The organism is Streptomyces genisteinicus (genome assembly GCF_014489615.1).
GTDB lineage: Bacteria > Actinomycetota > Actinomycetes > Streptomycetales > Streptomycetaceae > Streptomyces > Streptomyces genisteinicus.
Genome location: NZ_CP060825.1, coordinates 5,704,820 through 5,731,271, shown reverse-complemented (window position 1 = coordinate 5,731,271; position 26,452 = coordinate 5,704,820). Strand labels below are relative to the sequence as shown.

3 protein-coding genes (1 of these 3 only partly in view) are annotated in these 26,452 nt (G+C 73.7%); all 3 read right to left on the bottom strand.

The genetic code is table 11. The features are described 5' to 3' along the window. Window positions 1-4: 4 nt before the first annotated feature. Tightly spaced (each overlapping or abutting the next), the 3 genes in view from IAG43_RS24730 to IAG43_RS24720 form a layout consistent with a single transcriptional unit that may run on beyond the window. Window positions 5-6,505, bottom strand: coding sequence for a type I polyketide synthase (locus tag IAG43_RS24730; protein WP_425508617.1), 6,501 nt, complete (start codon window positions 6,503-6,505; stop codon window positions 5-7). After that, on the bottom strand, window positions 6,502-22,377 hold the full coding sequence (locus tag IAG43_RS24725) for an SDR family NAD(P)-dependent oxidoreductase (RefSeq protein ID WP_425508616.1): 15,876 nt from the start codon (window positions 22,375-22,377) through the stop codon (window positions 6,502-6,504). Before IAG43_RS24725 ends, IAG43_RS24730 begins: the two co-directional genes overlap by 4 nt. After that, window positions 22,374-26,452, bottom strand: partial view of a type I polyketide synthase gene (locus IAG43_RS24720; RefSeq protein WP_187742882.1) — the 3' end only. 6,628 nt of this gene lie beyond the right edge of the window; only the last 4,079 of its 10,707 coding nucleotides appear in the window; the start codon falls outside the window, past its right edge; the stop codon is at window positions 22,374-22,376. The genes IAG43_RS24725 and IAG43_RS24720 overlap by 4 nt, the downstream gene beginning before the upstream one ends.

Genomic DNA, 26,452 nt, shown 5'->3' with positions numbered 1-26,452 from the left:
GGTGTCATGCGAGGTCCTCCTGCGCCATCCGGATCAGGGCCTCCGCGTCCATGTCGTCGAAGGAGGTGGCCTCCGCCTCCTCGGCGCCCGGGGCGGGCGGATCGCCGTCGGCCAGATCACGGAGCGTGGTGAGCAGCCCTGCCTTGCGCAGCCGGTCGACGGGGATCGACGCGAGCAGTGCGCGGATCTCCTCGTCCTCGGACCGCGGCACCGCGGCGCCGTCCGGTGCGAGTTCCGGCAGCAGGTGACGGGCGACGGCCGCGGGGCTGGGGTGGTCGAACACCACGGTGGCCGGCAGCCGCACCCCCGTGGCGCGGGTGAGCCGGTTGCGGAGCTCGACCGCGCTCAGCGAGTCGAAGCCGAGGTCCTTGAACGCCCGTTCCGGGTCGACCGAGGCGGCGGACGCGTGGCCGAGCACCGACGCGACCTGCGCCTGCACCAGTTCGAGGACGATCCGTTCCCGGTCCGCCTCCGGCGCCTCGGCCAGCCGCCGGGCGAGCGCCGCGGAACCGGCGTCGTCGCCCCGGGCGGCCGGCAGCCGCACCAGGCCCCGCAGCAGCGGCGGGAGCATCCCGGCCCGTGCCTGGGAGCGCAGCGCCGCCGTCTCCAGCAGTACCGGGACGACCACCGGGGCGTCCGCGCCGAGCGCCTGGTCGAACAGCGCGAGGCCGGACTCGGCGGTGAGCGCCTTCATGCCCATCCGCTCCAGACGGGCCAGCTCGGCCTCGTCGAGGGAGGCGGCCATGCCCGCGGCCTCGGACCACAGGCCCCAGGCGAGGGAGACGGCGGGCAGGCCGGCGGCCCTGCGGACCGCGGCCAGGGCGTCCAGCGAGGCGTTGGCCGCCGCGTAGTTCGCCTGCCCGGGGCTGCCCATCAGCGACGCCACCGACGAGAAGACCACGAACGCGGACAGGTCCGCCCCGGCGGTCAGCTCGTGCAGATGCCACGCCGCGTCCAGCTTCGGCCGCATGACGGACGCGACGCGCTCCGGTGTCAGGGACTCGACGACACCGTCGTCCAGCACACCGGCCGTGTGGACCACGGCCGTCACGGGATGCTCCAGGGCGCCGAGCGCTGCGGCGAGCTGGTCACGGTCGGAGACGTCGCACGCCACGACTCGGGCCTCGCAGCCGGACTCGGCCAGTTCGGCGACGAGTCCGGCCGCGCCCTCGGCGGCCGGGCCGCTGCGGCTGAGCAGCAGCAGACGCCGTGCGCCGTACGCGGTGGCCAGGTGGCGGGCGAACAGCGCGCCCAGGCCGCCGGTACCGCCGGTGACGACCACGGTGCCGTGCGAGCCGAGCGGCGCGGGCACGGTGAGCACGAGCTTGCCGGTGTTCCGGCCCTCCCGCAGGTACCGCAGCGCCTCCCGGCCCTGCCGCACGTCCCACGTCCGGATCGGGGCGAGGGCGAGGACGCCGTCCCGGAACAGCGAGACGATCTCCCGCAGCAGCTCGCCGAGGCGCTCCGGACCGGCCTCCCACAGGTCGAACGCCCCGTACGCGACGCCGGGCCACCGGGCCGCGACCTCGTCCGCGTCGCGGATGTCGGTCTTGCCCATCTCGACGAACCGGCCGCCGCGCGGCAGCAGGGACAGCGAGGCGTCGGTGAAGTCGCCCGCGAGGGAGTTCAGCACCACATCGACACCGGCGCCGCCGGTGACGTCCAGGAAGGCGTCGGCGAAGCCGGGTTCCCGGGAGGACGCGAGGTGGTCTGCGGCGACACCGGCACCGCGGACGGCGTCCCATTTGGACGGGCCGGCCGTCGCGAACACCTCGGCGCCGAGGTGCCGGGCGATCTGCACGGCCGCCGTGCCCACCCCGCCGGCCGCGGCGTGCACCAGCACCCGCTCGCCGGCGCGCAGTCCGCCCCGGTCCACCAGCCCGTACAGGGCGGTCGCGTACGCCACCGGCACCGACGCCGCCTCGGTGAACGTCCACGCCTCGGGCATCCGGGCGAGCAGCCCCGCGTGGGCGACGGCCACCGGGCCGAAGGAGTCCGTCACGATGCCGAAGACCCGGTCGCCGGGCGCGAGACCGGTGACGTCCGCCCCGGTCTCCAGCACCACACCGGCCGCCTCCGCGCCCAGGGGCGCGTCCTGCGGGTACAGGCCGAGCGCGATCAGCACGTCACGGAAGTTGACGCCCGCGGCGCGGACCGAGAGCCGCACCTCGCCGGCGGCGAGCGGACGGCGGGCGTCACCCGGCGTGATCTCCACGCCGTCCAGGGAGCCCTTGCGGGTGACCGCCAGCCGCCACGCGTCGTCGGCGACGGACGGAGCGGTGCCCAGGCGCGGCGCGAACACCTCGCCGTCCCGCACGGCGAGCTGCGGTTCGCCCGTCTCCAGGAGCGCGCCCCAGTCCGGCCCGTCGCCGTCGGGGGCGGGGGCGGGGTCGGCCTCGGGGAGCAGGCCGCGGCCGGGGAAGGGGGCGTCGGGGGCGAGGTCGACCAGCAGGATCCGGTCCGGGTGCTCGGACTGGGCGCTGCGCAGCAGCCCCCACACGGCGGCCTGCGCGATGCCGGGCGACTCGCCGTCGCGGACGGCGACCGCGCCGCGGGTGAGGACGACCAGCCGGGCGTCGCCCAGCCACTCGCTCGCCAGCCACTCCTGCACGGCGGTCAGCGCCGCGGCGGCGGCCGTGCGGGCGGCGGTGGCGGTCGGGTCGGCGTCCTCGGGGGTGTCGATCGCGGTCACCACCAGTTCGGGCGCCCGGCCCCCGCCGGCGAGGGTCCGTTCCAGCGCGGCCAGGTCGGTGAACCGCTCACCCGTCGCGGCCGCCCCGCCGAGCACCGCGACCCGCGCGGACCGTGCCTCGCCCGTCGCGACGGGAACCCAGTCCAGCCGGTGCACGGTCTGCCGGCCGCCGTGCCGCAGCCGTTCCAGCTGCGCCGGGTCGACCGGACGCAGGTCCAGCCGCTCCAGGCTCAGCACCGGCTCGCCCGACTCGGAGACCACGTCGAGGCCGAAGGCCGTCTCGTCGACGCGGCGCATCCGCACCCGCACCCGGGACAGACCGCGCCGCCCGGTGCGCACCCCGGACCAGGAGAACGGCAGAACCGCCGTGTCCCGGGGCCCGTCCTGCGGCAGACCTGCGTGCAGGGAGGCATCGAACAGGGCGGGGTGGATCCCGAAGTCCTCGCCCCCGGTGTCACCGGGCAGGGCGACCTCCGCGTAGGAGTCCCCGGCCACCTTCCACGCCGTCCGCACCCCCTGGAAGAGGGGCCCGTAGTCGAAGCCGAGCTCCGCCATGCCCGCGTAGAGCGCGTCGGCGGTCATCACGGCACCGCCGGTGGGCGGCCACTCGGACGGCACCCACGGCGCGGCCGCGGTGTCCTCCGCGGCCAGCCGGCCGCGGGCGTGGCAGACCGGCTCGGCCCGCTCGTCGGCGCCGTTACTCCCGGTGCCGTCGGTGGTCTCGCTGTTCTCGGGGCGGGCGAAGACCGCCACCTCGCGGCTGCCGTCGTCACCCGCGGGGCCGACCGTGACCCGCAGTTGGGCGGCGGCACCCTCCTCCAGCAGCAGCGGCGCCTCCATCACCAGCTCGTCCACGACGGGCGCGCCGACCCGCCGGCCGACGACGGACGCCAGCTCCACCCAGGCGGTGCCCGGCACGATCACCGCACCGAGGACGACGTGGTCGAGCACCCACGGCTGGCTCTCGCCGGAGATCCGCCCCGTGAACACCCACTCGTCCCGGTCGCCGAACTGCACGGCGGCGGCGAGGACGGGGTGTTCGACCCGGTCCAGCCCCGCGGCGGCCACGTCACCGGCTCCGGCGGACGGCATCAGCCAGTAGTTCTCCCGCTGGAAGGCGTAGGTGGGCAGGTCGACGCGACGGGCGCCGGTACCCGTGTAGTACGCGTCCCAGTCGACGCCCGCACCGGAGGTGTGGGCCCGGCCCAGGAACGCGGCGAACGTCTCCGACTCGGGGTGCTTGGCGCGCAGGGCGGGGATGAAGGCGGCCTCGGCGTCCTGGTCCTCGACGCACTGGCGGGCCATCGCGGTGAGCACCGCGTCAGGTCCCAGCTCCAGGAACCGGCGGACACCCAGGTCCCAGAGGGTGGCGACACCGTCGGCGAAGCGGACGGCCTGGCGGACATGCCGCACCCAGTACTCGGCGTCGAAGCCGGCGACGACCTCGCCCGTGACGTTGGAGACGACGGGGATGGTGGGCATGTCGTACGTCAGGCCCTCCGCGATGGTGCGGAACTCGTCCAGCATCGGCTCCATGCGGGGCGAGTGGAACGCGTGCGAGACGCGCAGCCGGGACGTCTTGCGTCCCTCCCAGGCGGGCAGCCATTCGTCGGCAGCGTCCGCGTCGCCGGAGACGACGACCGCGAGCGGCCCGTTGACCGCCGCGATCTCCAACCGGCCCTCGAAGCCCGTCAGGGAAGCGGCCACCTCGGCCTCGGCGGCCTGCACCGCCACCATCGCACCACCCGCAGGCAGCCCACCCATCAACCGGCCACGTGCCACGACCAGTTCGGCGGCGTCCGCGAGGGAGAGCACTCCGGCCACGTGCGCGGCAGCGATCTCACCCACCGAATGACCGATCAGGAAGTCGGGCCGGATCGACAACGACTCCGCCAGACGGAACAGCGCCACCTCGACCGCGAACAGCGCCGCCTGCGTGATCTCCGTCGCGTTCAGCACCTCACCGTCTGCGGCCAGCAACTCCCGGAGCGAACGCCCCAACCGCGGGTCAAGCTCCGCACACGCCTCGCTGAGCGCCTGCTCGAACACCGGGAACCGAGAGGCCAGTTCAAGCCCCATCCCCCGACGCTGGGACCCCTGCCCTGTGAACAGGAACGCCGACTTGCCCCCGACGCCCGGCTCACCCGCAGCCACGTCACCGAGCCGCGCCAGCAGCTCCTCACGGTCCGAGGCGACCACCACGGCACGCCGCTCCAGCAGCGCACGCGACGTCACCAGGGAGTACGCGGTGTCGAGCAGGGACAGCTCCGGACGCGCCAGCACCTGGACACGCAGCCGCTCCACCTGCGCCGTGAGCGCCGCATCCGTACGGGCGGAGACCACGACCGGCACCGGCGCACCGGACACCGTCCGCTCCACCGGGGCGGGCTCCTCGGCGGCCGGCGCCTCCTCCACGATGATGTGCGCGTTGGTGCCGCTCACACCGAACGAGGAGATGCCCGCACGCCGCGGACGGCCGTCCTCGGCGGCCCACTTGCGGGTCTCGGTCAGCAGCCGGACCTCGCCCGACTCCCAGTCCACGTGCGAGGAGGGTGTATCGACGTGCAGGGTCTGCGGCAGCATCCCGTGCCGCATCGCCATCACCATCTTGATCACACCGGCGACTCCGGCGGCCGCAGAGGTGTGGCCGATGTTCGACTTGATGGAGCCGAGCCACAGCGGCTCGCCCGCACGGTCGCGGCCGTAGGTGGCGAGCAGCGCCTGCGCCTCGATCGGGTCGCCGAGCTTGGTGCCCGTGCCGTGGCCCTCGACGGCGTCCACGTCGGAGAGGCGCAGCCCGCCGTTCTCCAGGGCCCGGCGGATGACCCGTTCCTGCGAGGGGCCGTTGGGGGCGGTGAGGCCGTTGGAGGCGCCGTCCTGGTTGATCGCGGTGCCACGGATCAGGCCGAGGATGCGCCGGCCGTTGCGGCGGGCGTCGGACAGGCGCTCCAGGACGACCAGACCGAGACCGTCGGAGAAGCCCGTGCCGTCGGCGGACTCCGCGTACGCCTTGCACCGGCCGTCGACGGCGAGGCCGCGCTGACGGCTGAACTCGCGCAGCATGAACGGCCCCGGCATCAGCGCCACACCGCCCGCGAGGGCGAGGGAGCACTCGCCGGCCCGCAGGGCCTGCGCGGCCATGTGCAGGGCGACGGCCGACGAGGAGCACGCCGTGTCGACGGAGACCGCCGGGCCCTCCAGGCCGAACAGGTAGGAGATGCGTCCGGAGGAGACGCTGGCCGAGCCGCCGGTGAGCTGGAAGCCCTCGACCTGCGCGAGGCTGCCCTCGGGTGCCACGCTGTAGTCGGTCACGCCCAGGCCGCAGTAGACGCCGGTGTCGCTGCCGCGCAGCGAGGCCGAGTCGATGCCCGCGTCCTCGAACGCCTCCCAGGTCGCCTCCAGCAGCAGCCGCTGCTGCGGGTCCATGGCCAGCGCCTCGCGCGGGCTGATCCCGAAGAAGTCGGCGTCGAACTCGCCGATGCCCTCCAGGAAGCCACCGCCCTGGGCGTAGACCGTCCCGCTGCGGTCGGGGTCCGGGTCGTAGAGACGCTCCAGGTCCCAGCCCCGGTCGGTGGGCAGTCCGGTGATGGCGTCACGACCGGAGGCGACCAGCTCCCACAGGTCCTCCGCCGAGGTCACCCCGCCCGGGTAGCGGCAGCTCATGCCGACGATCGCCAGCGGTTCGGTGGCACGGGACTCGACCTCTTCGAGCTGTGCCCTGGTGTCGTTCAGTTCGACCGCGACCTTCTTCAGGTAGCGGACGAGCTTCTCCTGCTGATCGATACTCTCCGTCATTTCCGAGTCCCCCGTCACGCTTCGCCCCACTCCACATCGATCATCTGGAAGATCTCCTCCGCCGTGGTGGCGGCCTCGATCCGTTCCCTGGCGTTCTGCTTCCTGTCGGCCTGGGCGCTCTCCCCCGCCCCGGCACTGAGGCCGGACAGCAGTGCCCGCAGCCGCTTCGCCACTCGCTGCTGCTCCTCCGCGCCGCTCGCGGCGAGCATGTCCTCGAGCTTGCGCACCTCCTGGTCGATCAGAGGCTCGGCCGGCTCCCCGCCGCCGATCCCCGCGAGCAGCAGCTCGCCGACGGCCGCCGGTGTGGGGTGGTCGAAGACGAGCGTGGCGGGCAGCCGCACCCCGGTGGCCTGGGTGAGCCGGTTGCGCAGTTCGACCGCGCTCAGCGAGTCGAAGCCGAGGTCCTTGAACGCGCGCTCGGGTTCGATCGCGGCGGCGGAGGCATGGCCGAGCACGGCCGCCACCTGCGCCAGGACCAGTTCGAGCACGATCGAGCCGCGGTCCGCCTCCGGCACCCCGGCCAGTTGCTGCACCAGAGCGCCCGTGCCGTCGCCGGACACCCGGGCGGCCGGCAGCCGCACCAGGCCCCGCAGCAGCGGCGGGAGCATCCCGGCCCGCGCCTGGGAGCGCAGCGCGGTCGTCTCCAGCAGCACGGGGGCCATGACCGCCGCGTCCACGTCGAGGGCCTGGTCGAACAGCCCAAGACCGGTCTCGGCGGTGAGGGCCTTCATGCCCATCCGCTCCAGGCGGGCCAGTTCGGCCTGCCCGAGCTGGGCCGCCATGCCCGTGGCCTCCGACCAGACGCCCCAGGCGAGGGACGTGGCGGGCAGACCGGCGGCCCTGCGGGACGCGGCCAGGGCGTCCAACGCGGCGTTGGCGGCCGCGTAGTTGCCCTGGCCCGGGCTGCCCATGAGGGCGGCGACCGAGGAGAAGACGACGAACGCGGAGAGGTCGGCGCCCGCCGTCAGCTCGTGCAGGTGCAGCGCCGCGTCCACCTTCGGACGCATGACGCGCTCGATCTGCTCGGGCGTCAGGGACTCGACCACGCCGTCGTCCAGCACACCGGCGGTGTGCACGACGGCGGTCAGCGGCTGCTCGACGGCGCCGAGCGCTGCGGCGAGCTGATCGCGGTCGGAGACGTCGCACGCCACGATCCGGGCCTCGCAGCCCGACTCGGCCAGTTCGGCGACGAGTTCGGCCGCGCCCTCGGCGGCCGGGCCGCGGCGGCTGAGGAGCAGCAGATGCCGCACTCCGTGGGCGGTGGCGAGGTGGCGGGCGAACAGCGCGCCCAGACCACCCGTGCCACCGGTGATCACCACCGTGCCGTCCGGATCGAACGCGGCGGCCCCGGTGCCGGTCGATGCCCGCGCCAGCCGGGGCGCGAGGAGCTTGCCGTCGCGCACGGCGAGCTGCGGCTCGTCCGCACCGAGCAGGGTCCCCCAGTCGGGTTCGGCAGCGCCGTCCGCGTCGAGATCGACGAGGACGAAACGGCCCGGGTGCTCGGACTGGGCGCTGCGCAGCAGACCCCAGACGGCGGCCTGCGCGACATCGGGCGACTCGCCGTCGACGGAGACCGCGCCACGGGTGACGACGACCAGCCGGGCCTCGGTCAGCCACTCACTCGCCAGCCACCGCTGCACCAGCGCCAGCGCCTCATCGGTCGCGGTCCGCGCGGCGTCGGCCGGAGACCCGTCGGGCGTGACGATGTGCGCGAGGACGGCGTCGGGTGCCTGGCCGCCGTCGGCGACCACGCCCTCCAGCTCGCCGAGGTCGTCACCGAGGACGGCGGTGCGGGTGGCGGCTGCGGTGGTGGTAGCGGTGGCAGGCTGGACGGGTGCCCAGCCGAGTTCGTAGACCGGCTGCCCCGCACCACGACGCAGCGCCTCCAACTGCGCCGGCTCGACCGGACGCATCGCCAGCCGCTCCAGACCCAGCACATGCTCGCCCTCGTCCGAGACGACATCCACCCGCAACGCCGCATCACCAGCCGGAGCGATCCGCACCCGCACCCGCGACAGACCCACACGCCCCGCACGCACCCCGGACCACGAGAACGGCAGAATCGTCGACCCGCCATCCCCACCCTTCTCCACGAACGCACCATGCAACGACGCATCGAACAACGCCGGATGCATCCCGAAGCCCTCACCACCGGAATCACCCGGCAGCCCCACCTCCGCATACACGTGATCGTCGATCGACCAGGCGCTACGCACACCCTGGAACACCGGCCCGTAATCGAAACCGAGCTCCGCCATCCCCGCGTAGAGAACGTCACCCGACATCTCCACACCACCCACCGGCGGCCACACACCCGGCACCCACGACGCCACAGCAGCGGTGTCCTCCGGAGCCAGCCAGCCCCGCGCATGACAGACCATCACCGCCGACTCATCGGCATCCGAGACCTCCGGACGAGCGAACACCGTCACCTCACGACGACCGTCCTCACCCGCCGCACCCACCGACACCCGCAGTTGAGCAGCCGCACCCTCCTCCAGCAGCAGCGGCGACTCCATCACCAGCTCATCCACCACCGGCACACCCACACGCCGACCCGCAGCCAGCGCCAACTCCACCCACGCAGTCCCCGGAACAATCACCGTCCCCAACACCACATGGTCAAGCAACCACGGCTGGCTCTCACCCGAGATCCGCCCCGTGAACACCCACTCGTCCCGATCACCCAACTGAACGGCGGCGGCGAGCACGGGGTGCTCCACCCGGTCCAGCCCCGCAGCCGCCACATCACCGGCACCCGCGGACGGCATCAGCCAGTAGTTCTCCCGCTGGAAGGCGTACGTCGGCAGATCCACGCGCCGCGCGCCGGTACCGGCGAAGACGGACGGCCAGTCGACGGTCACACCGGCGATGTCGGCCTGCCCGAGCGACAGCCAGAAGCGGGCGAGGCCGCCCTCGTCGCGGCGCAGCGAGCCGGTGACGGACACACGGTCCGCCGCGCCGCTCGCCTCGACGGTCTCCTCCACGGCCATGGTGAGGACGGGGTGGGGCGACATCTCCAGGAAGCAGCCCGCGCCGTCCTCGACGAGCGCGCGGATGGCGGGCTCGAAACCGACCCGGGCACGCAGATTGCCGTACCAGTAGGCGGCGTCCATCGTCGCGGTGTCGACGAACGCGCCGACGGCGGTGGAGTACAGCGGGACCGTGCCGGCCGTCGGCGCGACGGCGGCCAGGGCCTCGTGCAGCTCCGCCTCCAATGCCTCGACGTGGTCGGTGTGGGAGGCGTAGTCGACGTTGACGCGGCGGGCGCGCACACCGTCGCTCTCGCAGCGGGCCGCGATCTCGTCCAGCGCCGCCGGGTCACCCGCGACGACGACCGACGACGGACCGTTCACGGCCGCCACCGACACCGCACCGGCGAACGGAGCGATCAGCTCCTCCGCCCGCTCCGCACCCAGCGCCACCGACATCATCCCGCCACGCCCCGCCAGCCGGTCACGCACCAGCTGCGAACGCACCGCCACGATCCGCGCCGCGTCCCTGAGCGACAGACCACCCGCCACATACGCGGCCGCGATCTCCCCCTGCGAATGCCCGACGACGGCCGCCGGCTCCACACCGTACGAACGCCACAACGCCGCCAGCGACACCATCACCGCGAAGAGCGCCGGCTGCACCACATCCACACGCTCCAGCGACGGCGCCCCGGGCACCCCTCGCAGCACATCCTCCAGACGCCAGTCCACGAACTCCGCCAACGCCTCCCCGCACGCCGCGACCTCCGCCGCGAACACCGGTGAGGAGTTGAGCAGTTCGACCGCCATGCCCTCCCACTGCGCCCCCTGCCCCGGGAACACGAACACCGGCTTCACACCGGAACCGATGATCTGCCCCTCCGCCACATGGGCGGACGGCTCGCCGGCGGCGAGGGAGGCGAGACCGGCGAGCAGGGTGTCCCGGTCCGTCGCGGCCACGGTCGCCCGGCGCTCCAGCAGCGCCCGGGTGGTCGCGGCGGAGTGGGCGACGTCGGCCGGCGTCAGCTCGGGGTGCGCGGTCAGATGCGCGTGCAGCCGCTCGGCCTGCGCCCGCAGGGCGGCGGAGCTGCGGGCCGACACTACGACCGGGACGGCGGTGTGCGGCGCGTCCGGTGCGGCGTCGGGCGCCTCGGCGACCGGCTCCTCCGCCGGGGCCTCCTCGACGATGATGTGGGCGTTGGTGCCGCTCACACCGAACGAGGAGATGCCCGCCCGGCGCGGACGGCCGTCCTCGGCCGCCCACGTGCGGGCCTCGGTCAGCAGCCGGACCTCGCCCGACTCCCACTCCACGTGCGGCGACGGCTCGTCCACGTGCAGGGTGCGCGGCAGCACACCGTTGCGCATCGCCATGACCATCTTGATGACACCGGCGACACCGGCGGCGGCCGAGGTGTGACCGATGTTGGACTTGATCGAGCCGAGCCACAGCGGCTCGTTCGCACGGTCGCTGCCGTAGGTCGCGAGGAGGGCCTGCGCCTCGATCGGGTCACCCAGCTTCGTGCCCGTGCCATGGCCCTCCACCGCGTCCACCTCGGACGGCGACAGACCGGCACTGGCGAGCGCAGCGCGGATCACCCGCTCCTGCGAGGGGCCGTTGGGGGCGGTGATGCCGTTGCTCGCACCGTCCTGGTTGATCGCGCTGCCCCGCAGCACGGCCAGCACCTTGTGGCCCTTGCGCCGCGCGTCGGAGAGCCGTTCGACGACGAGGACACCGACACCGTCGGAGAACCCGGTGCCGTCGGCGCCCGCCGCGTAGGCGCGGCACCGGCCGTCCGTGGACAGACCGCGCTGGCGGCTGAACTCGGTCAGCAGGAACGGCCCGGACATGATGGTGACGCCGCCGATGAGCGCCATCTCGCACTCGCCGGCCCGCAGCGCCTGGGAGGCGAAGTGCAGGGCGACGGCCGAGGACGAGCACGCCGTGTCCACGGACACGGCCGGGCCCTCCAGGCCGAGGATGTAGGCGATCCGGCCGGACACCACACTGGTGCTGGAGCCGGTCAGCCGGAAGCCCTCGACCTGCGCGGCGGACCCGCTGACGCCGTAGTCGGACGAGCTGACGCCGCAGAAGACGCCGATGTTGTCGCCCTTGAGCGAGGTCGGCGCGATCCCGGCGTGCTCGAACGCCTCCCAGGACGCCTCCAGCAGCAGTCGCTGCTGCGGGTCCATCGCCGTCGCCTCACGCGGGCTGATCCCGAAGAAGTCCGCGTCGAACCGGCCCGCCCCGTGGACGAAGCCGCCGGCCCGCGTGTACACCGTGCCGAGCCGGTCCGGGTCCGGGTCGTACAGGCCCTCCAGGTCCCAGCCCCGGTCGGTCGGGAACGGGCCGATGGCGTCACGCCCCTGCGCGACGAGCTCCCACAGCTCCTCGGGCGAGGTCACCCCGCCCGGGTAGCGGCAGCTCATGCCGACGATCGCCAGCGGCTCGCCCGCGTCCGCCGACTGCCTGCGCACCACGGCGCGGCCGGCGGCGGCCTGCTTCGCCGGAGTCACCTGCGCCGTCAGGAACCGGGCGACGGCGGCGGGTGTGGGGTGGTCGAAGACGAGCGTGGCGGGCAGCCGCGCCCCGGTGGCCTGGGTGAGCCGGTTGCGCAGCTCGACGGCGCTCAGCGAGTCGAAGCCGAGGTCCTTGAACGCGCGCTCGGGACCGACGGCGGACGCCGAGACGTGACCGAGGACGGAGGCGACCTGCGCCTGCACCAGGTCGAGCACGACCCGGTCCCGGTCGGCCTCCGGCACGGCCGCGAGCCGCTGGGCGAGCGCACCGGCACCGCCCGCGGGCCGCGCGGGCAGGGTGACGAGCCCGCGCAGCAGTGGCGGGAGCATCCCGGCCCGCGCCTGGGCCCGCAGCACGGCCTGGTCGAGGTGAGTGGGGACGACCACGGCGGCGTCCGCGCCCAGCGCCTGGTCGAAGAGGGCGAGGCCGGTCTCGGCGGTGAGGGCCTTCATGCCCATCCGCTCCAGGCGGGCCAGTTCGGCCTCCTCCAGGGCGGCGCCCATGCCGGCACCATGCGACCAGACGCCCCAGGCGAGGGACGTGGCGGGCAGGCCGGCGGCCCTGCGCGACGCGGCCAGCGCGTCCAACGCGGCGTTGGCGGCCGCGTAGTTGGCCTGCCCCGGGTTGCCGACGAGCGCGGCCATCGAGGAGAAGACCACGAAGGTGGTGAGGTCCGCGTCGGCCGTCAGCTCGTGGAGGTGCAGCGCCGCGTCCACCTTGGGGCGCAGCACGGCCTCGACGCGCTCGGGCGTCAGGGATTCGACCACGCCGTCGTCCAGCACACCGGCGGTGTGCACCACGGCGGTCAGCGGCTGCTCGACGGCACCGAGCGCTGCGGCGAGCTGGTCGCGGTCGGAGACGTCGCACGCCACGATCCGGGCCTCGGCTCCGAGCGACGCCAGCTCCGCGACGAGTTCCGCCGCGCCCTCGGCGGCCGGGCCACGGCGGCTGAGGAGCAGCAGGTGCCGCACGCCGTGGGCAGTGGCGAGGTGGCGGGCGAACAGCGCGCCCAGACCACCCGTGCCACCGGTGATCACCACTGTGCCGTCGGCGGCGAACGGGGCGGCCCCGGTCCCGGTCGATGTCCGCGCCAGCCGGGGCGCGAGGAGCTTGCCGTCGCGCACGGCGAGCTGCGGCTCGTCCGCACCGAGCAGGGTGCCCCAGTCGGGTTCGGCAGCGCCGTCCGCGTCGAGATCGACGAGGACGAAGCGGCCCGGATGCTCGGACTGGGCGCTGCGCAGCAGACCCCAGACGGCGGCCTGCGCGACATCCGCCGGCTCGCCGTCCGCCACGGACACCGCGCCACGCGTGACGACGACCAGCCGTGCCTCGGTCAGCCACTCACTCGCCAGCCACCGCTGCACCAGCGCCAGCGCCTCGGCAGCGGTTCCGGACACCGTGGATTCCGCGGAACCGACGGCCGCAAGCACCAGTTCAGGGGCCTCGGCACCGTCGGCCAGGGCACTTTCGAGCGCGCCCAGGTCGGCGAACGGCGCACCGCTCAGAGCGAGGTCACCGAGGACGGCGGTGCGGGTGGCGGTTGTGGTGGTGGCGGCGGGCTGGGCGGGTGCCCAGCCCAGCTCGTAGACCGGCTGCCCCGCACCACGACGCAGCGCCTCCAACTGCGCCGGCTCGACCGGACGCATCGCCAGCCGCTCCAGACTCAGCACATGCTCGCCCTCGTCCGAGACGACATCCACCCGCAGGGCCGCATCACCAGCCGGAGCGATCCGCACCCGCACCCGCGACAGACCCGCACGCCCCGCACGCACCCCGGACCACGAGAACGGCAGAATCGTCGACCCGCCATCCCCACCCCTGTCCGCGAACGCACCGTGCAACGACGCGTCGAACAACGCCGGATGCATCCCGAAGCCCTCACCACCGGAATCACCCGGCAGCCCCACCTCGGCAAAGACGTGGTCGTCGATCGACCAGGCGGTGCGCACACCCTGGAACACCGGCCCGTAATCGAAACCGAGCTCCGCCATCCCCGCGTAGAGAACGTCACCCGACATCTCCACACCACCGACCGGCGGCCACACACCCGGCACCCACGGCGCCACGGCAGCGGTGTCCTCCGGAGCCAGCCAGCCACGCGCATGGCAAACCATCGCCACCGCCGGCTCATCGGCATCCGAGACCTCCGGACGAGCGAACACCGTCACCTCACGACGACCGTCCTCACCCACAGGCCCGACCGTGAGCCGCAGTTGAGCGGCCGCGCCCTCCTCCAGCAGCAGCGGCGACTCCATCACCAGCTCATCCACCACCGGCACACCCACACGCCGACCCGCAGCCAGCGCCAACTCCACCCACGCAGTCCCCGGAACGATCACCGTCCCCAACACCACATGGTCAAGCAACCACGGCTGGCTCTCACCCGAGATCCGCCCCGTGAACACCCACTCGTCCCGATCACCGAACTGAACGGCGGCGGCGAGGACGGGGTGTTCGACGCGGTCCAGCCCCGCGGCGGACACATCACCGGTTCCGGCGGAGGGCATCAGCCAGTAGTTCTCCCGCTGGAAGGCGTAGGTGGGGAGGTCGACGCGGCGCGCGCCGCTGCCGGTGTAGTACGCGTCCCAGTCGACGCCCGCACCGGAGGTGTGGGCCCGGCCCAGGAACGCGGCGAAGGTGTCCGCCTCCGGGTGCTTGGAGCGCAGAGCCGGGACGAACACCGCCTCGGCGTCCCGGTCCTCGACACACTGGCGGGCCATCGCCGACAGCACCGCGTCAGGTCCCAGCTCCAGGAACCGGCGAACACCCAGGCCCCAGAGGGTGGCGACGCCGTCGGCGAAGCGGACGGCCTGGCGGACGTGACGCACCCAGTACTCGGCGTCGAAGCCGGCGACGACCTCGCCGGTGACGTTGGAGACCACCGGAATCGCGGGAGCCCCGTAGGACAAGCCCTCCGCGACCGCGCGGAACTCCTCCAGCATCGGCTCCATGCGCGGCGAGTGGAAGGCATGCGACACCCGCAGGCGGGACGTCTTGCGCCCCTCCCAGGCAGGCAGCCACTCCTCCACCGCGTCCGCGTCACCGGACACGACGACCGCGAGCGGCCCGTTGACCGCGGCGATCTCCAACCGGCCCTCGAACCCCGTCAGGGATGCGGCCACCTCGGCCTCGGCGGCCTGAACCGCCACCATCGCACCACCCGCGGGCAGCCCACCCATCAACCGGCCACGTGCCACAACGAGTTCGGCAGCGTCCGCGAGGGAGAGCACTCCGGCCACGTGCGCGGCAGCAATCTCACCCACCGAGTGGCCGATCAGAAAGTCGGGCCGGATCGACAACGACTCCGCCAGACGGAACAACGCCACCTCGACCGCGAACAGTGCCGCCTGCGTGAACTCCGTCGCGTTCAGCACCTCACCGTCTGCGGCCAGCAACTCCCGCAGCGAACGCCCCAACCGCGGATCCAGCTCCGCACACACCTCGCTGAGCGCCTGCTCGAACACCGGAAACCGCGACGCCAGTTCCAGCCCCATCCCCCGACGCTGGGACCCCTGCCCCGTGAACAGAAACGCCGACTTGCCCCCGACACCCGAATCCGAGGCCGCGACATCGGCCAGCCGCGCCAGCAACTCCTCACGCCCCGACGCCACCACCACCGCACGCCGCTCCAGCAGCGCACGCGACGTCACCGACGAAAACGCGGTGTCGAGAGCGGACAGCTCCGGGTGTGCCACCAGGTGTGCGTGCAGTCGCTCCGCCTGGGCGCGCAACGCGGCATCGGAGCGGCCCGACAGCACCACCGGCACCGGCGCACCGAAGGCTGCCCGCTCCGCCGGCACCTCGGCGGCCGGCGCCTCCTCCAGGATCAGGTGCGCGTTGGTCCCGCTCACACCGAACGAGGAGATCCCCGCGCGACGCGGACGCCCGCCCTCGACCGCCCACTCCCGGGCCTCGGTCAGCAGCCGAACCTCGCCCGACTCCCACTCCACATGCGGCGACGGCTCATCCACGTGCAGCGTCGGCGGCAGCACCCCGTACCGCATCGCCATCACCATCTTGATCACACCCGCCACACCCGCGGCAGCCGACGTGTGACCGATGTTCGACTTGATCGACCCCAGCCACAACGGCTCCCCAGCCCGCTCCCGGCCATACGTCGCCAGCAGCGCCTGCGCCTCGATCGGGTCACCCAGCTTCGTCCCCGTACCGTGCCCCTCCACCGCGTCCACCTCGGACGCCGACAGACCGGCCGACGCCAGCGCCGCACGGATCACCCGCTCCTGCGACGGACCGTTCGGAGCCGTCAGACCATTGCTCGCACCGTCCTGGTTCACCGCGCTGCCCCGCACCACACCCAGAATCCGGCGACCGTTGCGCCGCGCGTCCGACAGACGCTCCACCACCAGCACACCCGCACCGTCCGAGAACCCCGTCCCGTCCGCAGCAGCCGCATACGCCTTGCAGCGACCGTCTTCGGCGAGGCCGCGCTGGCGGCTGAAGCCGATGAGCAGATCGGGGGTGGCCATGAGCGAGATGCCGCCGACGAGGGCGAGTGAGCACTCGCCGTTGCGCAGCGCCTGGCCCGCCAGGTGCAGGGCGACGGCCGAGGACGAGCATGCCGTGTCCACGGAGACGGCCGGGCCCTCGAAGCCGAGCGCGTACGCGACCCGGCCGGACACCACACTCATGGTGGTGCCGGTCAGGTGGTAGCCCTCCAGTTCGGGGACCATCGTCGCGTGGTAGCCGGAGGAGACGGTGCCGCAGAACACGCCGGTGTCGCTGCCCCGCAGGGTCGTCAGGTCGATCCCGGCGTTCTCGAACGCCTCCCAGGAGGTCTCCAGCAGCATGCGCTGCTGCGGGTCCATCGCCAGCGCCTCGCGCGGGCTGATGCCGAAGAAGTCCGCGTCGAACTCACCGATCCGGTCGACGAATCCGCCGGCCCGCGCGTACACCGTGCCGAGCCGGTCCGGGTCCGGGTCGTACAGGCCCTCCAGGTCCCAGCCCCGGTCGGCGGGGAACGGGCCCATCGCGTCGCCGCCGGAGGACACCAGCTCCCACAGTTCCTCGGGCGAGGTCACCCCGCCCGGGAAGCGGCAGCTCATGCCGACGATGGCCAGCGGCTCGTCCGTGGACGAGCGGCGCTTGCGCACCGGGGCTCGGGCGGGCGTCGGGGCGATGACGACCTCGGCCACCAGGAGCCGGGCGACGGCGACCGGGGACGGGTGGTCGAAGACGAGCGTGGCGGGCAGCCGCACGCCGGTGGCCTGGGTGAGCCGGTTGCGCAGCTCGACCGCGCTCAGCGAGTCGAAGCCCAGCTCGTTGAAGGCGCGGGCGGGATCGACGGCGGCGGCCGAGGCATGGCCGAGGACACTGGCCACCTGTTCCAGCACGAGCTCGAGGGCGACCTGCTCGCGGTCCGCCTCCGCGACCCCGGCCAGGCGGCGTCCGAGGGAGCCGCCGGTGTCGGCACGGCGGGAGGGGGCCGGCGCCAGGCCGCGCAGGATCGCGGGGACGGCGCCTGTGCGGGCCTGGTCGCGCAGCACGGCTGTGTCGAGGCGGACGGGGGCCAGCAGGGCCGCGTCGGTCGCGAGGGCCTGGTCGAAGAGGTCGAGGCCCTGCTCGGCCGGGAGCGGCTGGGAGCCCATGCGTTCCAGGCGGGCGAGTTCTGCGTCGCTCAGCTCTCCGGCGATGCCGCCGATGCCGCCCCAGAGGCCCCAGGCGAGGGACGTGGCGGGCAGTCCGGCAGCCCTGCGCGTCGCAGCCAGCGCGTCCAACGCCGCGTTCGCAGCGGCATAGTTGCCCTGCCCCGGGCTGCCGATCAGCGCGGCGACCGAGGAGAACACCACGAACGCGGACAGCTCCGCGTCTGCCGTCAGCTCGTGCAGATGCAGCGCCGCGTCCACCTTCGGACGCATCACCCGCTCGACCTGCCCGGCCGTCAGGGATTCGACCACGCCGTCGTCCAGCACACCTGCCGTGTGCACGACGGCCGTCAGCGGGCGCTCGACGGCGTCCAGCGCTGCGGCGAGCTGGTCGCGGTCGGACACGTCGCACGCCACGACCCGGGCCTCACACCCCGACCCGGCCAGCTCGGCGACGAGTTCCGCCGCCCTCTCGGCCTCGGGGCCACGACGGCTCAGCAGCAGCAGATGCCGCACACCACGAGTCGTGGCCAGATGACGGGCGAACAGCGCGCCCAGACCACCCGTGCCACCGGTGATCACCACTGTGCCGTCGGCGGCGAACTCCGTCACCGCCACACCCGCCCCCGCACGCACCAGCCGCGGCGCGAACACCCGGCCGCCGCGCACCGCGAGCTGCGGCTCGTCGAGGTCGGGGAGCCCGCCCCAGGCCAACCCGTCCGTGGTGGTGTCGGCGTCGAGGTCGACGAGCAGAATCCGGCCGGGGTGCTCGGACTGGGCGCTGCGCAGCAGGCCCCACACGGCGGCCTGTGCAACATCGGGTGCCTCGCCGTCCACGGTGACCGCGCGCCGGGTGACGACGGCCAGCCGGGCGCCGGCCAGGCGGTCGGCGGCGAGCCAGGCGCGCACCAGGGCGAGCGTCCGGACGACGGCTTCGGTCGGTGTGTCGGCGGTCGCGTCGACGCCCGTGAGGACGAGGGAGGGCACGGTCGCGGAACCGTCCGCGAGCGCCTGCTCCAGTGCCGCCAGATCCGCGAACGCGGCTCCCTCGGCAGCGAGTTCGCCGAGAACGGCGACATCGGCGGTGCCTCCGGTGGCGGCGACCGTGACCGGGCTCCATTCCACCCGGTGGAGCGAGCCTCCGGCCGCCTGCCCGGCGCGGGTGAGCTGGGCACGGTCGACAGGGCGGAAGACCAGCTTGTCCATGCCGAGGACGAGCCCGCCGTCCTCGTCCACGATGTCGATGCGGAAGGACACGTCGCCGACCGGGGTGATACGGGCCCGTGCGCGGGTGACACCGGTCCGGCCGAGCTGGACGCCGTTCCAGGAGAACGGCATGACGAGCGAGTCGTCGGCCTTCTCCCCGTACAGGCAGCTCTGCACGGCGGAGTCGAAGAGACCCGGGTGCAGGCCAAAGGCATGGGCGTCGGTCGTGTCGCCCGGCAGCGCCAGGTCGACATGGACGGCGTCGTCGTCCTGCCATGCCCCGACCACGCCCTGGAACAGGGTGCCGTAGTCGTAGCCGATGTCGGCCATGCGCGAGTAGAGAACTTCAGCGGTGAGCGGCGCGGCGTCCTGTGGCGGCCAGGCGAGGTCCCACGCCGCGGCCGTCGGCGCCGAGTCCGCGGCGAGCCAGCCGCGGCCGTGGCAGACGGCCTCCGCCGCGGTCTCCGGGTCGTCGGTCTCGGGGTGGGAGAAGACCACGAACTCGCGCCGTGCGTCGTCGTCCCGGTGGCCGACGACGATCTGGAGCCTGCGCCCCGCCGCGTCGTCCAGGATCAGCGGCGCCTCGATGACGAGTTCGTCGAGCACCGGGCAGCCGACCTCGCGTCCGGCGGCCAGGCTCATCTCGACCAGCGCCACACCGGGCACCACGACCGCGCCCATGACGACGTGGTCGCGCGTCCAGGGCTGGGTGTCGGTGGAGATCCTGCCGGTGAACAGCCACTCGCCCCGGTCGCCGATCAGCGCCCGGCCGGCGAGGAGGGGGTGGTCGACGGCGATCAGACCGGCGGCGGACACGTCCCCCGCGCCCGTGACCGGTGCCAGCCAGAACCGCTCCCGCTGGAACGCGTACGTGGGCAGATCCACGCGCCGAGCACCCGTACCCGCGTAGTACGCCTCCCAGTCCACGCCCGCACCCGAGGTGTGGGCCCGGCCCAGGAACGCGACGAACGTCTCCGCCTCCGCGTGCTTGGCGCGCAGGGCAGGGATGAACGCGGCCTCGGCGTCGTCCTCCACGCACTGCCGGGCCATCGCGGTGAGCACCGCATCGGGTCCCAGCTCCAGGAACCGGCGGACACCCAGGTCCCACAGGGTCGCCACACCGTCCGCGAAACGGACGGCCTGACGGACGTGACGCACCCAGTAGTCCGCGTCGAAGCCGGCGACGACCTCGCCCGTGACGTTCGAGACCACCGGAATCGCGGGCGTGGCGTAGGACAGACCCTCCGCGACCGTGCGGAACTCGTCCAGCATCGGCTCCATGCGGGGCGAGTGGAACGCGTGCGAGACGCGCAGGCGGGACGTCTTGCGCCCCTCCCAGGCCGGCAGCCATTCGTCCACCGCGTCCGCGTCACCGGAGACGACGACCGCGAGCGGCCCGTTGACGGCGGCGATCTCCAACCGGCCCTCGAAGCCCGTCAGGGAAGCGGCCACCTCGTCCTCTGCGGCCTGCACCGCCACCATCGCACCACCCGCGGGCAGCCCACCCATCAACCGCCCACGCGCCACCACCAGCTCAGCCGCGTCCGCGAGGGACAGAACCCCGGCCACATGCGCGGCAGCGATCTCACCCACCGAATGACCGATCAGGAAGTCAGGCCGGAGCGACAGCGACTCCGCCAGACGGAACAACGCCACCTCGACCGCGAACAGCGCAGCCTGCGTGAACTCCGTCGCGTTCAGCACCTCACCGTCTGCGGCCAGCAACTCCCGCAGCGAACGCCCCAACCGCGGGTCAAGCTCCGCACACGCCTCGCTGAGCGCCTGCTCGAACACCGGGTACCGTGCCGCCAGTTCGAGACCCATGTCCCGGCGCTGCGACCCCTGCCCCGTGAACAGAAACGCCGACTTGCCCCCGACGCCCGGCTCACCCGCAGCCACGTCACCGAGCCGCGCCAGCAACTCCTCACGGCCCGAGGCCACCACCACCGCACGCCGCTCCAGCAGCGCACGCGACGTCACCGACGAGAACGCGGTGTCGAGAGCGGACAGCTCCGGGTCTGCCACCAGGTGTGCATGCAGTCGCTCCGCCTGGGCGCGCAGCGCGGCATCGGAGCGGCCCGAGATCACGACGGGCACCGCGCCGGTGGTGCGGGGGGCGATGGCGGGCCGCGGAGTGGTGTCGGCGGCGGGGGCATCGGCTTCCGGCTCGTCGGCCGGGGCCTCCTCCACGATGATGTGCGCGTTGGTGCCGCTCACACCGAACGAGGAGATGCCCGCACGACGCGGACGGCCGTCCTCAGCCGCCCACTCCCGGGCCTCCGTCAGCAGCCGGACCGCACCCGACTCCCACTCCACATGCGGCGACGCCTCCTCCGCGTGCAGCGTCGGCGGCAGCACCCCGTGCCGCATCGCCATCACCATCTTGATCACACCCGCGACACCGGCGGCGGTCGAGGTGTGGCCGATGTTCGACTTGATGGAGCCGAGCCACAGCGGCTCGCCGTCCCGTTCCTGGCCGTAGGTGGCGAGCAGCGCCTTGGCCTCGATCGGGTCGCCGAGGACGGTGCCGGTGCCGTGGCCCTCGACGGCGTCGACATCGGCAGGGCGCAGGCCGGCGTTGGCGAGCGCGGCACGGATGACGCGTTCCTGCGAGGGCCCGTTGGGGGCGGTGAGGCCGTTGGAGGCGCCGTCCTGGTTGACGGCCGTGCCCCGGATCAGCCCGAGGATGCGGCGGCCGTTGCGGCGGGCGTCGGACAGGCGCTCCAGGACGATCATGCCGAGGCCGTCGGAGAATCCGGTGCCGTCGGCAGAGGCGGAGTACGCCTTGCAGCGGCCGTCGCGGGCCAGGCCGCGCTGGCGGCTGAACTCCATGTGGAGGAAGGGTCCGGAGAGCACGGTGACGCCGCCGGCGAGGGCGAGGGAGCACTCGCCGGCCCGCAGCGCGGTGACGGCCAGGTGCAGGGCGACGGCGGAGGCCGAGCAGGCGGTGTCGACGGAGACGGCCGGGCCTTCGAGACCGAGGCTGTAGGCGACGCGGCCGGAGACGACGCTGGTGGTGGAGCCGGTGAGGCGGAAGCCCTCGATCTGGGGCAGGGCGCCGGCGGGCATGGCCGCGTAGTCGGAGGGGCCGACGCCGGCGAAGACTCCGGTGTCGCTGCCGCGCAGGGTGTGGGGGTCGATCCCAGCGGATTCGATCGCCTCCCAGGACGCCTCCAGCAGCAGTCGCTGCTGGGGGTCCATCGCGGTCGCCTCGCGCGGGCTGATGCCGAAGAAGTCGGCGTCGAAGTCGGCGGCGCCGTCGATGAATCCGCCTTCGCGGGCGTAGACGGTGCCGAGGCGGTCCGGGTCGGGGTCGTAGAGGTTGTCGAGGTCCCAGCCGCGGTCGGCGGGGAACGGGCCGATGCCGTCGCCGCCGGTGGCCACGAGCTGCCACAGTTCCTCGGGCGAGGTGACCCCGCCCGGGTAGCGGCAGCTCATGCCGACGATCGCCAGCGGTTCCCCGTCCCGTGACTCGTACTCGCGAAGGCGTGCGCGGGCCTGGTTGAGATCGCTCGCCATCTTCTTCAGATAGCGGGCGATCTTCTCCTGCTGTTCGGTGTTCTCTGCCATTTCCCCGCCCCCAGTCACGCTTCGCCGAACTCGGCGTCGATCATTTGGAAGACCTCGTCCATGGACGTGGCCGCTTCGATGCGCTCGGCCGTGCTCTCCGCCTCGCCGTCGTCGGCGACGACGGACAGCAGGCGGCGCAGGCGTTCGGCCACATGGCGTCGCTCGGTGTCGGCGACCGTGGAGAGCATGTCTTCCAGCTTGTTCAGTTCCTTCTCGATGGGTGGTTCGGCGGCGGCGATGCCGCCGAGCTCGGCCAGCAGCAGGCGCGCGATCGCGGCGGGCGTCGGATGGTCGAAGACGAGCGTCGCGGCCAGCCGCAGGCCGGTGGCCCGGGTGAGCCGGTTGCGCAGGTCGACGGCGCCCAGCGAGTCGAAGCCGATCTCCTGGAACGCCCGGTCGGGTTCGACGGCCGCGGCCGATGTGTGCCCGAGGACGGCCGCCACCTGGGTGCGGACCATGTCGAGGACGAGCTGTGGCCGGTCCGCCTCCTCGACGCCCGCCAGTTGGTCGCGCAGGGACACGCTGGGGGCGTCCGTGCGCCGGGCGGCCGCCGGCGCCAGCCCGCGGAGCACCGCGGGGACGGCGCCTGTGCGGGCCTGGTCGCGCAGCACGGCCGTGTCGAGGCGGACGGGGGCCAGCAGGGCCGCGTCCGTCGCGAGGGCCCGGTCGAAGAGGGCGAGGCCGGTCTCGGCCGTGAGCGCCTTGGCGCCCATGCGCTCCAGGCGGGCCAGTTCGCCCGCGCCGAGCTGGGCGGCCATGCCCGCGCTGTCCGACCACAGCCCCCAGGCGAGGGAGGTGGCGGGCAGGCCGGCGGCCCTGCGCGACGCGGCCAGCGCGTCCAAAGCCGCGTTGGCGGCCGCGTAGTTGCCCTGCCCCGGGCTGCCGATCAGCGCGGCGACCGACGAGAAGACCACGAAGGCCGCCAGGCCCGCTCCCCCGGTCAGTTCGTGCAGGTGGCGTGCCGCGTCGACCTTCGGGCGCATGACGCGTTCGACGTGTCCGGGAGTCAGCGAGTCGATGATCCCGTCGTCCAGGACGCCCGCGGTGTGCACGACGCCGGTGAGCGGGTGACGCAGTGCGTCCAGCGCCGCCGAGAGCTGCTCACGGTCCGCGACGTCGCAGGCGGCGACGCGGGCCTCGCAGCCCGACTCGGCGAGCTCGGCGACCAGTTCGGCCGCGCCTTCGGCCTCGGGGCCGCGGCGGCTGAGCAGCAGCAGGTGCCGCACCCCGTGGACGGTGGCCAGGTGGCGGGCGAACAGCGCGCCCAGCCCGCCCGTGCCGCCGGTGATCACCACCGTGCCGTCCGGGTCGAGCGCCGGTTCGCGACCGGGCACGGGGGCCTCGGCGCGGACCAGGCGCGGAGTGAGCAACCGCGTTCCGCGCACGGCGATCTGCGGTTCGCCGGTGGCGAGCACCGCCGTCCAGTCGGGCTCGGTGCCGTCCGTGTCGACCAGGACGAACCGTCCGGGGTGCTCGGACTGGGCGCTGCGCAGCAGACCCCACACGGCGGCCTGCGGCACGTCCGGCGCCTCGCCGTCCACCGCGACCGCGTGCCGGGTGACCAGCACGAGGCGGCAGTCGGCCGGCTGCCCGGCGGCCAGCCACCGCTGCACCAGGTCCAGTGCGTCGCCGACGACGGTCCGGGCCGCGGTGTCCAGGGGACCGCCCGGGGTGACGACCTCGGCGAGCACGGCGGCGGGCACGTCCCTGCCCTCCGCGAGGGCCTTCTCCAGCGCGGCGGGGTCGGCGAACCGCTCCGCCGTGCCGCCGAAGGCGCCGGCGGTCGCGGTGCCGGACCGGGTGCCGTCGCCGGCGGTCGCCAGGACTGCCGTCCGGAGCGGTTCCGTGCCCGGTGCCGGGGTGGCCGCGACGGGCGCCCAGTGCAGGGCGTAGAGGTCCTGCCCGGCGTCGCCGCGGGCCGCCTCCAGGTGCGCCTGCTCGACCGGCCGGACGTCGAGGCGCCGCAGGCAGGCGACCGGCAGGCCGTCCTCGCCCGCGATGTCGAGCTGGAGCGACATCGGGTCGGGCAGGGTGATCCGCACCCGCAGACGGGTCAGCCCGAAGCGTTCCAGCTGCACACCGGACCACGAGAAGGGCAGCCCGCTCGGGTTGTCCTCCCCCATGTCGAGCATGCCGAGCCCGCCGTGCAGTGCGGAGTCGAACATCGCGGGGTGCACGGCGAACCCATCGGCCGGACCGGCCGCCTCGGGCAGCTCCAGCTCGACGAGCACCTCCCCCTCGCCCCGGCGCCAGGCCGATGTGACGGCGCGGAAGGCGGGACCGTAGTCGAAGCCGACGTCGGTCAGGTGGGCGTTGCGGTTGAGCAGCGTGTACAGCTCGGAAACCGGCAGGGACGCGGCGTCCGCCGGCGGCCACGGCATCGGCAGCGGCCGCAGCGGCTCGGCCGCGCCGGAGAGCCAGCCGCGGGCGTGGCAGGTCAGCTCGGTGACGACATCCTCCCCCGCGTCGATCCGGGAGAAGAACGCGATCTCGCGGCGGCCGTCGTCCCCGGGGGCGCCGGCCGTGACACGGATCTGCCGTGTCACGCCGTCCTCCAGGACCAGCGGCGCGGCGATCACCATCTCGTCGACGACCTCGCAGCCCAGACGGCGTCCGATGGTGAGCGCCATCTCGCACATGGCGGTCCCGGGCACCAGCACGATGCCGAAGACGGCATGGTCGCGCGTCCAGGGCTGGGTCTCCTGCGACATGCTGCCGGTGAAGACCCACTCGTCCCGGTCGCCGACCTGCACGGCGGCGGCCAGGACCGGGTGCCGCATCCGGTCCATCCCGGCGGCTGCGGCATCGCCGGCACCGGCCTTGCGGGACAGCCAGTAGTTCTGGCGCTGGAAGGCGTAGGTGGGCAGATCGACGCGGCGCGCGCCGATACCCGTGTAGTACGCGTCCCAGTCGACGCCCGCGCCCGAGGTGTGGGCCCGGCCCAGGAACGCGGCGAACGTCTCCGACTCGGGGTGCTTGGCGCGCAGAGCCGGGATGAAGGCGGCCTCCGTGTCGTCCTCGACGCACTGGCGGGCCATCGCGGTCAGCACCGCGTCCGGGCCGAGCTCCAGGAACCGGCGGACCCCGAGGTCCCACAGGGTGGCCACACCGTCGGCGAAACGGACGGCCTGGCGGACATGCCGCACCCAGTACTCGGCGTCGAAGCCGGCGACGACCTCGCCCGTGACGTTCGAGACGACGGGGATGGTGGGCGTGTCGTACGTCAGGCCCTCCGCGATGGTGCGGAACTCCTCCAGCATCGGCTCCATGCGCGGCGAGTGGAACGCGTGCGACACCCGCAGCCGGGACGTCTTGCGCCCCTCCCAGGCAGGCAGCCACTCCTCCACCGCGTCCGCGTCGCCGGAGACGACGACCGCGAGCGGCCCGTTGACCGCAGCGATCTCCAACCGACCCTCGAACCCCGCCAGGGAAGCGGCCACCTCGGCCTCGGCCGCCTGCACCGCCACCATCGCACCACCCGCAGGCAGCCCACCCATCAACCGCCCACGCGCCACCACCAGCTCAGCCGCATCCGCCAGCGACAACACCCCCGCCACATGCGCGGCAGCGATCTCACCCACCGAATGCCCGATCAGGAAGTCGGGCCGGATCGACAACGACTCCGCCAGACGGAACAACGCCACCTCGACCGCGAACAGCGCAGCCTGCGTGAACTCCGTCGCGTTCAGCACCTCGCCGTCCGCGGCCAGCAACTCCCGCAGCGAACGCCCCAACCGCGGATCAAGCTCCGCACACACCGCATCCAGAGCACGCTCGAACACCGGGAACCGAGAAGCCAGTTCAAGCCCCATCCCCCGACGCTGGGACCCCTGCCCCGTGAACAGGAACGCCGACTTGCCCCCGACGCCCGGCTCACCCGCAGCCACGTCCCCCAGCCGCGCCAGCAGCTCCTCACGGTCCGAGGCCACCACCACCGCACGCCGCTCCAGCAGCGCACGCGACGTCACCAGGGAGTACGCGGTGTCGAGCAGGGACAGCTCCGGACGCGCCAGCACCTGGACACGCAGCCGCTCCACCTGCGCCGTGAGCGCCGCATCCGTACGGGCGGAGACCACGACCGGCACCGGCGCAC